This window comes from Candidatus Poribacteria bacterium (genome assembly GCA_026706025.1).
GTDB lineage: Bacteria > Poribacteria > WGA-4E > WGA-4E > WGA-3G > WGA-3G.
This window is the reverse complement of record JAPOZO010000012.1, coordinates 18,821-34,700: the sequence shown is the minus strand read 5'-3', so window position 1 is coordinate 34,700 and position 15,880 is coordinate 18,821. Positions and strand designations below refer to the sequence as shown.

Below are 15,880 nucleotides of genomic sequence, written 5' to 3'. Positions count from 1 at the left end.
AAATGACACTGCATGACATTATTCAAGTGTATACTTAATTATAGGATACACCATAAATAGTCCTGAGACTTAAATTATTCCACAGAAAACACCTCGATTTTACCTGTGCCGATCCATCGTGCAACCACACTTCTCGTCGGAATCTTTATGCCTTCATATTCAAACGCATCCGTCCGGAAGTTTGCGAATATTTCAACCGTATCGCCAAACTCGGTGCGTTGGACTTGTCTATCAGAAGTTAGCCACTCAAAATCTGTCATCGCCTGTCCGCCGATCTGACGATGCAACGGCGAAAAGAATGCATAGTGCCGCTTGATCCACGCTTTATGCTTTGAAAACTCCGCCATATTCAGATGATATAACGGCGGGACGTTGTAGAGTTGCTCCAACAGTGCCAACGTTCCGATCGCGTTCTTAAATTTGAGACTCCCGGAACCCCAATGATGCGTCGTTATCACTGAATCGTGGAACACAATCTGATAGAGCGGTAAGCGAAAACGCGGATCGTAGTAGTGATAAAGATAGTTCGGTTTGAGCGGCACCTGCTTTATGTGAATCGCCGGACCCTCGGGGGGCCAGTACCCGCCAACATAGTAAGACGAGGTTTTAGACTTCATGTCTGGGTCTCCCCATCCGATGACAGGGAGCGTCATGCCGTGTGCAAAGTGGAGCGTTGCTGCTGAATACGCAGCACCGCCCTCTGAACCGACGACCATGTTGTGCGTATCTCGAATCCATGAAATCCGCGCCAAGCGTGCGCGCATATCGTCTAACTGTGTTGCCGGATGCGATGCCGAATAATCGTCGTAGAGTTCGCCGTAAGCATCACAATCAATAAACCACGTATTAAAGTCTGATGGCATCTGTTCAACGATACCGTTGACGCGATTTTCGACATAAGGTTGTGCCACGAGCGGGCTTAAGTGATACCCCTTCTTTTTAAACCCCCGACTCTTCGTGCCATCAGCATTGACAATTGCGCCGGACTCATAAAGCGAGAGATCAAACTGTGCAGTCTCCCACGTATCCTTTTCGTTGGGATGATGGATACTGTGATAGGAATCGTAGGGTCCCACGAGATAGCCGAGTTCTTTCGCCTTCGCGACAGCGGTCGGGTGTCGAAAGCCGTCCTGCCACGAGTCAGCACCAAGCCAGAGCCTGTCCAATCCGTTTTCAGCAAATTGTTCCAGCAGCTTTACAGAGAGACCGTCACCCCACTCGTCTGGATGCCGTAGCGTGTCGGAAAACGCGGCGTAGAACAGTAGACAATTGCGGCGATACACTTCCGTGAGCGATAGCGTGGGGGCGTCTCGTGAGATTAACGTTTCTGTCTCTGATGTAAGGGGAATTTCTGTCCAAAGGTTTGGGTTGTAAAAATCAGGCTTTTCGAGTTGTTCACTTATTGCACGACTTACAACCCGCCGGACATATTTAGATGGATGTGCCGATTGCGCGATTTCACGAATTGCTTTCTGTGCCTCTGCATTCAGTCGCGCCCACATCTGCCTCGCAACGCCGCTATCACCACTTAGCCGTGTTGCAAACGTTTGCCAATCCGTTACATCATATTGACTGAGGAGTTTACCACCCCAGAGATAGACATGCGCAGCACCGAGTAACTTCTCTGCAGCAGGCGTTTTCTCAATTTTCTCAGCGAAAGAAACGAATTCAGCGTTCTGTTGTAACCAGTGTCGATACTGTTTGGCAGGCGCGATTGGCGATGCTGCACCGAGTGAGATATGCAATCCATATCTTCTCTGTTCCCAATTCGATGTGAAGGTGTGCGATACCTCCATACCTAACGACGGGGCTGCTGTTTTATTGAACCGGATTTGGTTGTTAAATGGATTGGTTAAAATGTAGGTAAGCGTACGGTCAGTGAGGTCCAAACCCCAAAACGGCATTGAGAGACCCGCGGTCGTGTTTATCGGTCCACGTTCGGATAAGAAATCTTGCCATTTAATGTCATTTTTGGGAACATAACTCCCCTCAAAAAGGGGCAAAATATAGCCACGGAGAGACTCGAAATCTTCAATAACGGGCCATGTTAAATTTAACGCCTCATTTGTCCGTTTATCCTGAATAAATTCAACAGATAGCGATTCGCCTATCAGTTCAAAGCGCACAGTGAGAAACCGATCTGCAATCCGCCAACTGACAGTATTGTCGTTTTGGGTGAATTCCGCGACATCGCCGAATCCGGGTTGTGCCGCCGAAATAGGCACTGCTATTTCGGACTCTACAGGGTATGCCTTTACGGCGAGGGATTGCGTCGCGATGTCAACTGTCCACACATCATTGCTAAGACGGACGGTTTCAGATGCTGCACTTATTCCAATAGAGGTCAACAGGAATAATATCGTTATAACTAAAAAGTAAAATTGCGGCTTGAACAACAGGTTTCTCTCCATTTACCTTATTCGTAACAGCGGTGAGAAGGCGCGCTTGGAACGCGCCCATATCCACAAACACTTAGTTTGAGAGCTCTTCCCACAACGCCCGATAAAAATTCATCACGCGCACAGGATCGGAACTACCAGCGATTTCGGCAAGGGTGTACCCCGTATAACCGGATTCCTTCAACGATGTAAAGAGTTCCCGCCACGGATACTCACGGCGATGGAGCTCCGTAATATGTACTAAGCCGATTTTCCCTTTGACGAGGTCAAAGTTGTTTTTAATGGTTCCGTTTTCCACTTCACCGAAATTAGAATTCCAGCAGACGTAGACGTTGTCGTGATCAGCAACATCAATAATTGTACGGATATGTCGGAGTTCGGAGGTGCCGCCACCGTGTACCTCCAACCGAATTTGTACGCCGAGGTCGGCAGCGAATTCGCCACACTCACGCAGTGCCAATCCGATCTGTTCGAGGGTTTTCTCAACAGGCACTTCACTCGGCAGCCCATTCGGACGCACTTTCACACCGGGTGCCCCGACATCTGCCGCCAGTTGGGAATATGTTTTTGTCCCTTCTATATTTTCGCGAACAACAGTTTGATCTACAGAATGATAGTCAAAAGCAGAACCCAAGCCAGCGATTTCAATCGGGGAATCGTCGAATTGTTGTTTTACTGCTGCGCGTTCGCTTGCGGAGAGTTCGACTTCAACACCGTGGGCATGCGTTGTCCGCAATTCCACACCCGCAAATCCTGTCTCTACACATTTTTCAATGATCGTGGGAATATCCCAATCTTTCGCCATATTATACGTAACTAAACCAAGCTTCATAAAATCTCCCTATTCAAAAAGTTGTGCGACTTGACACGAAAAGCCTTCAACAATATCTTCACCCGTGAGCGTGTCGTCAATTCCTAACACCCTGATAGGCGTTTCGGCTCGATAAACTCGTACTGTTTGTGAAGTGGGTTCGACAATCCATACCATCTGTGTACCAGCTTCAAGATAAGCGAACGCTTTTTCAATCACACGCCGAAAAACATCGGATGGTGACACGACCTCCACGGCAAGGTCTGGTGGCACTGGACATGCCCTGCTCGGATCATCAGGCAGATGCACTGTTGAAAGGAAGGCAACGTCTGGTTTCAAGACGCGCTCGCCGACTTGAAAACCCGTGTCCGGCGTAACCACCGCGCCGAGTTGGTTTTCTTCAACGTACGTCCCTAAACGCAAAAAGACCTTCGCACTGATCAGTCCATGTTCCCATGACGCAGCTGGCATCCGTATTAATTCTCCTTTCACATATTCATATCCCTCTAAATCGCTCTCAAGAAACTCATCCAACGTCATATCAGTCTCCAGCGGCGCGAGGGATATTGCCGCTTGTTCATATCCATTTTTCGGAATGCCCATCAGAATTCCTCCGTTTTTGATGCGACCTATTTCAATTGCATCACACTGCGTTTTTTGTTATAATGTTTCTTAAACCAATAAAGTAAGGAGAACACTATTATGGCTTATGCACTTGAAGATGAATTTGGTGACATTATCGGTAAAGCCCGACGCGGGCAAAACCTATCTCAAAGCGAAATCGCAACTGCCGCGGGTATCACAGAAGCAGAACTTGCTCGTATGGAACAGTATACCTTAAAACCGACAGAAACGCAAGTTTTTCGGCTCGCAGAAATACTGAATTTGGACGGTGCCAAGTTGCTCGATATTGCGACAGAACAGTGGGAACCCGAACCCCCCCAACAGACTGACGACACAAGTCTTGAGGTTATCACAATTAGCGCGCCCGTCGGAGGGTGGCCCGTCAACGCCTATCTTTTGATCTGCAAAGCCACCGATGATGCCGCGATTATTGACACCGCCGCGCATCCAGACCTCATCTTGGAACAGCTCGATGCCCGGCCTGTGAATCCGACGACGATACTCCTAACACACGCCCATAGCGACCATACTGATGGATTACCGCAGCTTCAAACCGAAACCGGATGTGAGACTTACATCCATCAAAACGAACCGAAACCGCGGAGCAACAAAAAACTACGCGAAGTAGCACACAGTGATGTCCTTTCTGTCGGTGAACTTATGGTTAGCGTGGTGAATACACCCGGACATACACCGGGTGGGTGTAGTTTCCTGACCCAGAACGTAGCATTTGTCGGCGATGCCATTTTCGCTGGTTCTGTTGGTGGCCCTAATATCTCCTATCAGGATGAAATTGAGAGCGTTCGGGACAACCTATTATCACTCCCAGACTCGGTTCGGCTCTTTCCGGGACACGGTCCCTCCACCACCGTCGGTGAGGAAAAACTGCACAACCCATTTTTCTAATTTTTAAACCATGGACCGCCGCAGATCGTTTTCATCGCTGTCGAAAAGTGGGTTTTCGGGTAAATTAACCCACTTCGCAATGAAAAGGAAGATGAGGTCTATCAATAGCATGTAGGTGGCACCACTAACGGAAGGTTCAACTTTTGCTCTCTTATCTCCTCCAGCGTTTTCTTTCCATCGGTCTGTCCCTATTAGCGGTATCGCTCCTCGTTTTCCTGATGGTGCATCTCATCCCGGGCGATGCCGCTGTCGCGATTTTGGGAGAACGTGCCACCGAAAAAGCACTCACCGAATTGCGGACGGAAATGGGACTCGACAAACCGCTATACCACCAATACGCTAAATTCTTATGGGATGCCGCACATCTCGACTTTGGACGCTCCTTTAAAACGAAACAACCCGTGGTCGATGAAATCAAACGCTATTTCCCGGCAACGGCTGAATTAACCCTCGCAGCAATGGCATTTTCGATTATATGCGGCATCGCTGCTGGCATTATTGCTGCTATCTCGCGTGGAACGTTTTTGGATTACTTCTCCATGTCGGTATCCCTGGCTGGCATCTCCATGCCAATCTTCTGGCTCGGACTTATGCTCATTCTCCTTTTTTCCTATTTCCTGCCAATACTACCAAGCAGTGGCCGGTTGGATGTCATCTTGGGTTTAGATGTTCAGACACGCACTGGATTTTATCTTATTGATACACTTCTGACAGGAAACTACGTCGCTTTCAAGAGTGCCATTGTCCATCTCATCCTCCCCGCAATTACATTAGGCACTATCCCATTAGCGATTATTGCTCGGATGACCCGTTCCAGCCTGCTTGAAGTGCTAAATCAGCCGTATATTACGACGGCTTATGCGAAAGGTTTACCGCGGTGGAAAGTTATCAGCAAACACGCCATGAAAAATAGTATGGTGCCTGTCTTGACGGTTATCGGCTTAGAATTCGGTTATCTGCTGGGTGGCGCGATTTTAACCGAACATATCTTTTCTTGGCCCGGACTCGGGTCATGGTTGCGTGCCGCCGTTGAGGCTCGCGATGTCCGTGCCGTGCAAGGGGGCGTGCTTTTCGTTGCTACAGTCTTTATGTTCGTCAACCTTATCGTGGATATGTTGTATGCCTATTTCGACCCGCGTATCCGAGTAGGAGACGAAGCGAAATGAACACTTCAATAACCGCCAGCAGCCAACAACATATCTTTCGGAAACTCTTAAAACATCGTTCCGCCACTATCGGGGCATCAATTATCCTATTTTTTGTTCTTGTCGCCATCTTTGCGCCGCTTATTGCAACACACGACCCAAGACAAGCGAATATCGTTGAACGCCTCCAGGGAGGTTCCGCTTCTCACTACCTCGGTACCGATAAGGTAGGACGCGATATTTTCAGCAGGATTGTCTATGGTACCCGTATCTCTCTGAAGGTTGGACTTATTGCGATGACCTTTTCCGTTGGGTTTGGCACACTGTTCGGAGCAGTCGCTGGTTATTACGGTGGAAGAATTGATAATCTGATTATGCGCGTAATGGATATGATGCTTGCGATGCCGAGCATCCTTCTCGCGATGGTTATTGTGACGATTCTCGGACAGAGTCTGACAAATGCAATTATCGCTGTATCAATCGTCTATATCCCACAATATGCCCGAATCCTGCGTGCCGCTGTTCTTAAGGTTCGCGAATTAGACTATGTTACCGCCGCGAAGGTGATTGGTGCAAGCAACAGTCGTATCCTTCTTACCACTGTCCTCCCGAATTGCATTGCCCCGTTGATTGTCCAAGCAACCTTAGGCATTGGCGCAGCCATTTTAGATGCAGCAGGACTCAGTTTCTTAGGACTCGGCGCAGAAATCGGCGAACCTGAATGGGGCGCAATGCTTAACGAAAACCGGGATCTTATTCGCCGCGCGCCTTTAGCCGTCACTGCTCCCGGTGTCGCTATCTTCCTTATCGTCTTAGGCTTCAATCTCCTCGGCGATGCGCTCCGAGATGCCTTAGATCCACAAATAGATTGAAGAAAACGCACTCAGACTGAACACGAAACAGGAATTTGATTTAGATAGCCGAGATTTTTTTGACATCGCCTATCCAGTGTGGTATAATTGAATACAAATTTAGCCCATTGAGGTTTAGTTCTTTATGAGATTTGCTTTAAAGTGTTATTTTCTGAAAATGAGTCTCAATATCATGAATGCAGGCTTGTCACAGGATAAGCGTAAATTACTTCCCCTCTCTAATACTGGAAACCCACGATTTACCCCCCATATATTTCTCACGCTCATCGGTGTAATACTGTGCCTTTCTATTGTTTCCGCTGAAGCAGCAACGCGAGAATATTGGATCGCTGCCGAAAAAGTTGAATGGAACTACGCACCGAGCGGGCAAAATCTCATCAGACAAAATATGGGATTGGGCGTTTGGGGTAAAGCACTCGTCTATGAAAAATATAGATACATTCAATACACTGATAGCACCTACATGACCGAAGTTGAACAACCTGTATGGATGGGTATTCTCGGACCGCAATTGCACGCTGTTGAAGGCGACAGCCTAAAGGTGCATTTTCTTAATCGCGCCGATAAACCGCTCAGTATTCACGTTCACGGGTTACAATACGATGAAAACAATGAAGGGGCGGACATGAAAGGATCCGGTGCCTTCGTAAAACCAGGGAGCGTGTTCACTTACCACTGGGAGGCAGACAGCGATGCTGCCCCTGGTCCGAACGATCCGTCCTCTATCGTCTGGCTTTATCACTCCCACGTCGATGCCGTTACCGAAGTCTATGATGGCTTAATCGGAACCGTTGTCGTCACGAAAAAAGGGATGGAGCGTGCATCAGACGATCCGCGTCCTAAAGATATTGACAAAGCGTTCACGACCCTGTTCCTAATCTTCAACGAAAATGACCGAAAAATCGTTGAAAGCGGACAAACTGAGGCTTATGCGTCGCCCGAAGAAGCGGAAGAGGGGAATCTCAAGCACGCGATTAACGGATTTATCTTCGGAAATCTGCGAGGTCTGGAAGTTGAACAACACGATCGCGTCCGGTGGTACCTTATCGGGTTAGGCACTGAAGTCGATATGCACACCGCGCACTGGCACGGTCAGACTGTGCTAAACGCTGGGAAACGCACCGATGTTGTAGAACTACTCCCCGGGACTATGGTTACTGTAGATATGATAGCCAAAACACCCGGCAACTGGCTTTATCATTGCCATGTCGCGGACCATATCACAGCAGGTATGAATACACGTTGGCGAGTCGTGCCAAAACGTTGACAGCACAACACACTGTGTATCTGGGCAATAATAGTGAACTTTTTGCTGCTGTATCTGACAAAATTTACACCGGTTTTGATCCGGTGTACACCCATTCAGTTTATCAAAGGAGACATAATGTTTAACAACAGATTGCGTTTGTTTAATTACGTTTTGCCAATTTTGCTCTTATTCACCACCATCGGGACAGTTCACGCCGAAACGCTGACTGTCTATTCTGGACGCAGCAAGAGCCTCGTTGAACCGATTATCAAGCAGTTTGAAAAAGAGACCGGTATCCAAGTGAAGGTAAGTTACGCCAATACAACACAATTAGCCGCCACGCTCTTAACAGAGGGCGACAAAAGTCCCGCCGCACTCTTTTGGGCGCAAGATGCTGGTGCGCTCGGGGCAGTGAGTAAAAAGGCGATGTTTGAAAAACTGCCGGAATCTATACTTACTAAAGTTCCTTCGGATTTCCGAGATGCCGAGGGCTTCTGGGTCGCAACAAGCGGCAGAGCGCGTGTCCTCGCGTATTCACCAGAACGCGTTAAAATGGAAGAACTTCCCAAGAGTATTTTCGATTTAACACAACCGATGTGGAAAGGCAGAATCGGTTGGGCACCAACAAATGCGTCCTTTAAAGCGTTTGTTACGGCGCTCCGTGTGCAAGTCGGTGAAGAAAAAACCGAGGAATGGCTACGCGGAATGAAGGCAAACGGAGCCAAAAAGTACGCCAAAAATACACCCATTATAGAGGCACTCGCTGCAGGCGAAATTGATTTGGGGTTGCCGAACCACTATTACCTCCTCCGTTTCAAGAAAGGGAACTCTAATTTTCCCGCCGCACAAACCTTCTTTAACGCAAATGACCCTGGGAACCTCGTCAATGTTGCAGGGATTGGATTGCTAAAGAGTAGCAAGCACAAGGATACAGCCTTGAAATTAGTGGAATTTTTGTTATCGGCTAAAGCACAGCAGTACTTTACCAGCGACGTATTTGAATACCCTGTCATTGATGGTGTAATTCCGAATGCCAATCTCTTACCGTTATCCGAGCTCCTCCAACTCGCCCCTACATTCAACCTGAATGAGATGGATGATCTTGACGGCACTCTGGATTTACTGCGGCGCGTCGAAATTCTATAGAAATGGTAAATCTTGCTGGACGGATTGGGACTATCGGAATTGAATGCCCAAGTTAAAAACACACACCGTTATTTCTCTATGTCTGCTGTCGTGGCAGGCATTCCGATTGTTATGGTCGGCTTTGGTGGCCTCATCCCTTTGGTTTACCTACTGACCAAAGCGTTTTCAGCGGAAGGCAGTGCACTTGTCGAAATTGTCTTCCGCTGGCGAAACGCGAGGTTGTTCCTCAATACACTACTCCTGACCGTGGGGGTTTTGGTGCTTGACCTACTCATAGCAACCCCCGCGGCGTGGTTAACAAGTCGAGCGAACCTAAAAGGTAGACGACTCTTCACGGTGCTGTGCGCGCTACCGCTCGCCATTCCGGGTTATGTGATGGCTTATGCGTTGTTGGCACTCGGTGGAAATACCGGTATTGTCGCCCAGTTATTCGGCACAAGTATCCCACGCCTCAGTGGGTACGGGGGCGCGCTCCTCGCACTCAGCGCATACACGAGCCCTTACCTCTTTCTGAACCTACGCACCGCCTTGTTAGGACTCGATCCGAGTCTTGAAGAATCCGCTCGGAGTCTCGGCTACAAGTCTCACCAGACTTTTTTTCTTGTTATCCTGCCCCAACTCCGTCCCGCTTTCTATGCAAGCGGACTCCTCATTAGCCTACATGTACTCGGCGACTTTGGCGTTGTATCGCTGATGCGCTATGAAACCTTTAGTTACGCACTTTACACAGAATACACACTCTCCTTTGAACATGTCTATGCGGCGTGGCTTGCTTTGATGCTCCTCGCCTTTACCGCTTGCCTACTCTATCTTGAAGCAAAGTTGTTAAATAGGGTGACACTCCACCGTGCCGGGCGCGGGACTTCTCGTCAATTGTCGCAGATTCAACTCGGCACGTGGCACACGCCGGCGTATCTTTACCTCAGCCTCGTGGCGTTTGTAACTGTAGTTGTGCCTGCTGGGGCTATCTTCCTCTGGATATTCAGAGGCTTTGATCCGAAGGCATTGCAAGGACTTTTAAGCGCGCTCATCGGTTCGTTATCGGTGGCAATACCTGCCGGGATTCTGTGTGCACTTCTGGCAGTGCCGTTCGCTTATATAGGTGTTCGACACCCATCACGCATCTCAGATGCGTTAGAGCGTGTAGGTTACGTCGTTTACGCTATACCCCCACTTGCATTCGCGCTATCACTCATCTTTTTTCTTTTACACACCGCGTCATTTATCTACAAGACACTGCCTGTACTCATCTACGCGTGTACTTTACACTTTCTTGCGGAGGCGATCGGACCGGTCCGAAGTTCGCTCTACCAAGCCTCACCGAACTTAGAGGAGGCAGCGCGCTCGCTTGGATATCCACGTATACAAGCGTTTTTTAGAACGCTCTTCCCGATTCTTATGCGCGGTATGCTCACCGCCACTGCTTTGGTTTTCCTGGCAACAATGAAAGAACTCCCTCTGACTTTCCTCTTATCCCCTGCTGGATACGAAACACTTGCTCTCAATGTCTGGAGCTACACAACTGAAGCAATGTTCGCTGAAGCAGCACCTTATGCACTCGCGATTCTGCTCTTTTCCGGGGTGTTTGTCGGTGTCTTGATTCGTCAGGAAGAACAGATATAAAATAGGATAGAATCCTCAAGGAACCCACCCGAACAACTGTATCAATCTACCTTTAACACAATTTTTCAACAATTTATATACAAGTTTGTCTAATTGTGGTAATTGTGGTAATTGTGGTAAACTACTTGTACAAATCTCTCATTGGCAACAGGAATGAACACATTATTTGATTTTTTAACGATACCGCCGCTTGTAACACTTGGTACTGATGCGCTTAGGTTGTTACTTTCGTTCGCACTGAGCATTTTTATCGTCAACATCTATCAATGGACACACGCTAAAGTCCCACAAAAATCGTTTACCGACACACTCATCATCCTATGTATGTTGATTTCTGTCGTGATGGTGATCATCGGGGACAGCATCGCACGGGCGTTTAGTTTAGTCGGTGCACTGTCCATTATTCGGTTCCGTACTGCTATCCAAGACCCCCGGGATATCGGTTTTGTTTTTTATGCCTTAGCGGTTGGTATGGCGGTCGGTGCTGGTAATCCATCTGTCGCGATTCTGGCAACATTCCTCATCGGTATCATTATCCTCTGCATGTACCATTGGCATCAACGCTTTGGGAACGATAACGAATTTAGTTTAGAATTCTGTCTGCCACCCGATCGGAACTTTGAAACTGTCTACCGTCCTGTTTTCGACAAACACTTGATTTACGAACGTTTAGTTGAAAAACGGATCAAAAAATCGCAGGTGGTTGAACTGACCTTCAGGGTCAAATTAGTGAACCCGCAAGAGTGGCTCACCTTTTTTAAGGAACTCTCGCAGATTGAAAATCTCACAGAAGTGAAAATGGATAAAGAATAAAACACAGCCACCACGGAAAATCCGAACTTCTCTACACGAAACAAGTCTTAAGATTAATAGGACTCACGCAACTCCCTTGTAGGCGAGGTTTTGCGGTGTACGCACCCAAATTTGGGTTCCCACACGCGAAAACCAAATGTTGCTTCGCAGTGAGAATACTTTACATTTGCGATCTGAATTCCTAACCGCACCCGCCGTATGATGATAGACGTAATCCCTTAATTTTCCGTAAGTCCCAAAAAGGAGAATACAATGAAACATTTTAAAATAATAATACTTCTTATGCTAATCGCTATCGGTTGGACGATGCACACCAGTGCTCAAGACAATCAACAATCGTCAAAACTTACAGATGAACAGAAACGGTTTGACCTCAATGGAGACGGTAAACTGAGCAATGAAGAAGATGACCTCAGACTCCGAGTCACAGGTTTAGAAGCGTTTACAGGGGACAAATTCAGCCGCGAAGAGATTGAGAAGATGCAAACCAACGCCCCCTTTGGTAGAAACCCCGGTGGAATGCCGCCATTTGGTGGTGGACGCCGTGGACCGCGACCCCCTGAAAAAATAGTCGATAAGTTTGATACAGATAAAGACGGAAAATTAACCGGTGCTGAACGACAAGCCGCCCTGGAGACTCGCGGCGGTGGCACTATTACACCACTGGACGAGGAGAATTTGCACAACAGTGTTCAGAGCGATGTTCAGACAAGCCTCACTTCTGTGCCAGAAGGTTCACCGCCACTCTACGACGCTGAAACACTCCGTACCCTCTATCTCCGATTCCACCATAAAGATTGGTCCGAACAGATGAATGCATTTTACCGCACGGATGTTGAGGTGCCTGCCGATCTTATTGTTGATGGGAAGGTCTACTCCGATGTCGGTGTCCACTTTCGCGGTACCTCTTCCTACTTTACGGTGCAGTCAGAAAAAAAATCGTTCAACATCGCTGTCGATTACGGCGAAGATGGGCAACGCCTCTACGGATACAAAACCCTTAACCTCCTGAACGGACATGTCGATGGCTCTTTTCTCCGTGAAGTGCTCTACAATCGCATCGCGCGCGACTACATCCCTGCGATGAAAACGAACCTTGTGAAACTCGTTATCAACGGTGAAAATTGGGGGGTCTATATCAATCTTCAACAATACAATAAAGATTTCCTTGCCGAGTGGTTCGGCACAAAAGACGGTATCCGCTGGAAAGTAGGGCCCGGGAGAGGGGGTGCCTTGGTCTATGCAGGCGACGATCCGGCAGCGTATCAGGAAACGTATCAACTCAAAACCAGCAACGTTGAAAACCCTTGGGAAGATCTCATCGCTCTCTGCAAAATGCTTGATGAAACAACCTCTGACGCAGAACTTATGGAAAAACTTCCATCCATGCTCAACATTGATCAGGTGTCGTGGCAGATCGCTGTTTCAAACGTCTTTATGGATGATGATGGCTACATTCATAAAGGCGGCGATTACGCTATCTACCAAGATGTCAACAGCAGGTTTTACCTCATACCGCATGATAACAATGAAAGCCTAAGATTCGGTCGATCGGGGCGTGGAGGTCCTGGTGGCGGAGGTCCCGGTGGTTGGTCATGGGGGGATTTGGAAAACGGAATGGTATCCCCTGTCGCGCATGAAGATAATGCTGCGCGTCCACTTATCAACCGATTGCTCTCAAACCCAGAGTGGCGCGCCCGTTATCTCGCACATGTCCGGACCGTTGTAGATGAATGGCTTGATTGGGAAGTGTTGGAACCAATTATCAAAGAATACCAGACCCTCATTGATACAGAAGTACAACAAGACGATAAGAAGTTGTACGGATACCAAGAATTTGTGACCGGCGCCCCTGCTGACCTCAAGCGTTTTGTCAACGAACGCCGTGAATATCTACGCAATCATCCAGAGATCAACAGACCGGTTCCCAAAATTATCTCCATCGAAATCGGATCCGGATCTCCACCTGTAGCCAATCAGCCTGTCTCGGTTAAAGCGACACTCGATAAATCAGTTGCAGCTGATGCGGTTTTCTTGTATTATAATGATGATCGGTATGCTGTTTTTAATCAGGTGATGATGACAAGGGAAAAGGATAGTTTTGTTGGACAGATTCCGGCTTTCCCAGCAAACACAACAGTCTACTATTATGTTGAAGCAAATGCAGTGAAGACCCACGGCACGACTGCGTTTTCACCAGCACGTGCCGAACAGGGAGCCGCACAATATCAGGTCGGTGTTCCTGTTGTAAAAGACAGCCCTGTCGTCATTAACGAATTGATGGCATTCAATACCAAGAGCATCGCTGACCCACAAGGACAATACGAAGACTGGCTTGAACTCCACAATCTCAGCGACAACACAGTGAACCTCGCTGGAATGTATTTGACAGATAAAATTGACAACATCAAAAAATGGACATTCCCAGAGGACACCTTGATCCCCGCACACGGCTATCTTCTTGTGTGGTTGGATGAAGATGGTAAAGCAGAAGCAGGGCTCCATGCCAACTTTAAGTTGTCTCGCAATGGTGAAACTGTAATGCTCGTTGATACCGATACGCGTGGCAATCAGGTGCTTGATATAGTGACGTTTGAAAAACAGGAGAAGGATGTTGCGCTCGGTAGATCGCCGAATGGTAGTGGCAAACTCAAACCGGTCCAAACTACACCCGGTAAAGAAAACGTGCTTAAATAAAACTAACGAACCTTTTGTTTTGTTGTATGTCTATATTAAGTAAGAGAGCCATTTCGTTGGGAATCCGCTTCCTTCAAGCAAATTTCAGGATTATCCGAGAATTGAATGGCTCTGAGTTAAACTAAGTACTTTCTTTACCTTTGTAGTTTGGAGAGAAGTATGTCCCTCGCAACTCCTGCAGCTACTATGGAAACCAATTCAGAGATGGGCAAAACTGAAGAATTGGATCTCACACAAGAACGTGAGATTGTTTTGCGTTGTCAAAATGGCGATGCTGATGCGATGGGTACCCTCATCATTCAATATCAACATTGGGTCTATAATATCGCTTACGGCATGCTCGGTCATCACCAAGACGCCGAAGATGTAGCACAAGATGCGTTTGTCTCTGCATGGGAAAATATTGGGAAATTTCAATTCCGTTCCCGATTCTCTACATGGCTTTACCGCATCGTTAAAAACAAATGTCTTAACCATATTGACCAGTACCAACGTCGAAAAACTGACCCTACAGAGATCGACGATTCACAACCCTGGGTGCCTTTGGACACGGTAACACCTGAAGAAGAAGCACTCCGCACCGAGGAAAAAGAGATTGTCCACGCCGCTCTCGCAAAACTCAAACCCAGTTATAGAGAAATTCTGGTGCTAAGAGAACTGCGAGATATGGCTTATGAAGAAATAGCAGAAATCTTAGGATGCACACTTGGTCGGGTCAAATCCCGTTTACATGAAGCACGGAAAGCGTTAAAAAAAGAACTGGAGCGAGTCGAGTGGTAAACGATCCTTACCGCTATCCTCGATTAAAGATATGAATCACAAACGCATTCAAGACGAACTATCAGCCTATTTAGATAACGAATTAACGCCAAGCAGACGCGAACAGATTGAAACACATCTCCGTTCCTGTAGTGAGTGTTCTGAAATGCTGTCGGCGTTTGAAGAGAATCGCCAGATGATCACAGTCTTCGCGCATCCGGCACCCTCGACGCTTAAAGACGCTGTGATGGCAAAAATACACACACAGTTCCAAGATGAATTATCAGCCTATTTAGACGACGAGTTAGCGCCTGCTATGCGTCAGCGGATTGAGACGCATCTCCACGCCTGCGACGAATGTTCCGAAATGCTGTCAGCGTTCCGCGAAAATCGCGAGCAGGTTAATAGACTTGAACAACCCGCGCCAGCGTCCATTCATGATACAGTGATGGCAAAAATACGCCAACAAACAGCAGATGTACAGGCAGAGGAATCCACGTCCACGGGATGGTTATCGGATATTGGACGCTGGTTCCCCGATATTGGACGCTGGTTTTTCCGTCCTGTTACAGCAGGGGCTACCGGTATCCTGACGCTCGCGCTGATTTTGGGGGCACTCTATTTTTCCCCGACTGCACCCCAGTATGAAGAAACATTCGATCTCTACTTCGGACTTTATACTGAACAACTCGAAGACAACCCTTTGAAGTCGAATGTCGTCAAACCGATCAATTCAACGTTAATAGCGGATGGCGATAACTCAATTACGGGAACTGTTGACGATGCTGACCTGTTTCTTGATCTCTATCTCGAAAATGTAGGGGATTAAATTAATC

Annotated in this window: 13 protein-coding genes; 10 read left to right on the top strand and 3 right to left on the bottom strand. The window is 47.7% G+C overall.

Annotation, left to right across the window (positions count from 1 at the left end):
* Window positions 1–74: 74 nt before the first annotated feature.
* From OXH00_03185 to OXH00_03175, 3 genes are all read right to left on the bottom strand, one after another.
* Window positions 75–2,348, bottom strand: coding sequence for a hypothetical protein (locus OXH00_03185; protein ID MCY3740005.1), 2,274 nt, complete (start codon window positions 2,346–2,348; stop codon window positions 75–77).
* A 124-nt stretch (window positions 2,349–2,472) separates the two neighbouring features.
* Complete coding sequence (locus tag OXH00_03180) at window positions 2,473–3,231, bottom strand: sugar phosphate isomerase/epimerase (protein MCY3740004.1); 759 nt, start codon at window positions 3,229–3,231, stop codon at window positions 2,473–2,475.
* A 9-nt stretch (window positions 3,232–3,240) separates the two neighbouring features.
* Window positions 3,241–3,813, bottom strand: coding sequence for a Uma2 family endonuclease (locus tag OXH00_03175; protein ID MCY3740003.1), 573 nt, complete (start codon window positions 3,811–3,813; stop codon window positions 3,241–3,243).
* 99 nt (window positions 3,814–3,912) lie between these two features.
* Here OXH00_03175 and OXH00_03170 point away from each other — a divergent pair, with 99 nt between their 5' ends.
* The 10 genes from OXH00_03170 to OXH00_03125 all read left to right on the top strand — a co-directional run bounded on the left by OXH00_03170 (window position 3,913) and on the right by OXH00_03125 (window position 15,873).
* A complete protein-coding gene (locus OXH00_03170; protein ID MCY3740002.1) occupies window positions 3,913–4,740 on the top strand; it encodes an MBL fold metallo-hydrolase in 828 nt (275 codons plus the stop codon).
* A gap of 143 nt (window positions 4,741–4,883) precedes the next feature.
* The gene (locus tag OXH00_03165; protein MCY3740001.1) at window positions 4,884–5,906 is read left to right on the top strand and encodes an ABC transporter permease; all 1,023 of its coding nucleotides are present in this window, start codon (window positions 4,884–4,886) and stop codon (window positions 5,904–5,906) included.
* Complete coding sequence (locus OXH00_03160) at window positions 5,903–6,757, top strand: ABC transporter permease (protein ID MCY3740000.1); 855 nt, start codon at window positions 5,903–5,905, stop codon at window positions 6,755–6,757. The genes OXH00_03165 and OXH00_03160 overlap by 4 nt, the downstream gene beginning before the upstream one ends.
* A gap of 172 nt (window positions 6,758–6,929) precedes the next feature.
* On the top strand, window positions 6,930–8,024 hold the full coding sequence (locus OXH00_03155; protein MCY3739999.1) for a multicopper oxidase domain-containing protein: 1,095 nt from the start codon (window positions 6,930–6,932) through the stop codon (window positions 8,022–8,024).
* 117 nt (window positions 8,025–8,141) lie between these two features.
* Window positions 8,142–9,152: an iron ABC transporter substrate-binding protein gene (locus OXH00_03150; GenBank protein MCY3739998.1), complete on the top strand. Its 1,011-nt coding sequence runs from the start codon at window positions 8,142–8,144 to the stop codon at window positions 9,150–9,152.
* A gap of 78 nt (window positions 9,153–9,230) precedes the next feature.
* Complete coding sequence (locus OXH00_03145) at window positions 9,231–10,775, top strand: iron ABC transporter permease (GenBank protein MCY3739997.1); 1,545 nt, start codon at window positions 9,231–9,233, stop codon at window positions 10,773–10,775.
* A gap of 153 nt (window positions 10,776–10,928) precedes the next feature.
* The gene (locus tag OXH00_03140) at window positions 10,929–11,588 is read left to right on the top strand and encodes a DUF4956 domain-containing protein (GenBank protein ID MCY3739996.1); all 660 of its coding nucleotides are present in this window, start codon (window positions 10,929–10,931) and stop codon (window positions 11,586–11,588) included.
* Between the two features lie 252 nt (window positions 11,589–11,840).
* The gene (locus OXH00_03135) at window positions 11,841–14,285 is read left to right on the top strand and encodes a CotH kinase family protein (GenBank protein ID MCY3739995.1); all 2,445 of its coding nucleotides are present in this window, start codon (window positions 11,841–11,843) and stop codon (window positions 14,283–14,285) included.
* Window positions 14,286–14,444: 159 nt separating this feature from the next.
* Window positions 14,445–15,065 (top strand): sigma-70 family RNA polymerase sigma factor, encoded by a 621-nt coding sequence (locus tag OXH00_03130; GenBank protein ID MCY3739994.1) that lies wholly within the window; start codon window positions 14,445–14,447, stop codon window positions 15,063–15,065.
* Window positions 15,066–15,096: 31 nt separating this feature from the next.
* The gene (locus tag OXH00_03125) at window positions 15,097–15,873 is read left to right on the top strand and encodes a zf-HC2 domain-containing protein (protein MCY3739993.1); all 777 of its coding nucleotides are present in this window, start codon (window positions 15,097–15,099) and stop codon (window positions 15,871–15,873) included.
* Window positions 15,874–15,880 lie beyond the last annotated feature (7 nt).

Excerpts from the sequence above, each read along its gene's own strand:
- OXH00_03180 (MCY3740004.1), bottom strand. The coding sequence starts at position 3,231 with ATGAAGCTTGGTTTAGTTACGTATAATATGGCGAAAGATTGGGATATT.
- OXH00_03175 (MCY3740003.1), bottom strand. The coding sequence starts at position 3,813 with ATGGGCATTCCGAAAAATGGATATGAACAAGCGGCAATATCCCTCGCG.
- OXH00_03170 (MCY3740002.1), top strand. The coding sequence starts at position 3,913 with ATGGCTTATGCACTTGAAGATGAATTTGGTGACATTATCGGTAAAGCC.
- OXH00_03160 (MCY3740000.1), top strand. The coding sequence starts at position 5,903 with ATGAACACTTCAATAACCGCCAGCAGCCAACAACATATCTTTCGGAAA.
- OXH00_03155 (MCY3739999.1), top strand. The coding sequence starts at position 6,930 with ATGAATGCAGGCTTGTCACAGGATAAGCGTAAATTACTTCCCCTCTCT.
- OXH00_03150 (MCY3739998.1), top strand. The coding sequence starts at position 8,142 with ATGTTTAACAACAGATTGCGTTTGTTTAATTACGTTTTGCCAATTTTG.
- OXH00_03145 (MCY3739997.1), top strand. The coding sequence starts at position 9,231 with ATGTCTGCTGTCGTGGCAGGCATTCCGATTGTTATGGTCGGCTTTGGT.
- OXH00_03140 (MCY3739996.1), top strand. The coding sequence starts at position 10,929 with ATGAACACATTATTTGATTTTTTAACGATACCGCCGCTTGTAACACTT.
- OXH00_03135 (MCY3739995.1), top strand. The coding sequence starts at position 11,841 with ATGAAACATTTTAAAATAATAATACTTCTTATGCTAATCGCTATCGGT.
- OXH00_03130 (MCY3739994.1), top strand. The coding sequence starts at position 14,445 with ATGTCCCTCGCAACTCCTGCAGCTACTATGGAAACCAATTCAGAGATG.
- OXH00_03125 (MCY3739993.1), top strand. The coding sequence starts at position 15,097 with ATGAATCACAAACGCATTCAAGACGAACTATCAGCCTATTTAGATAAC.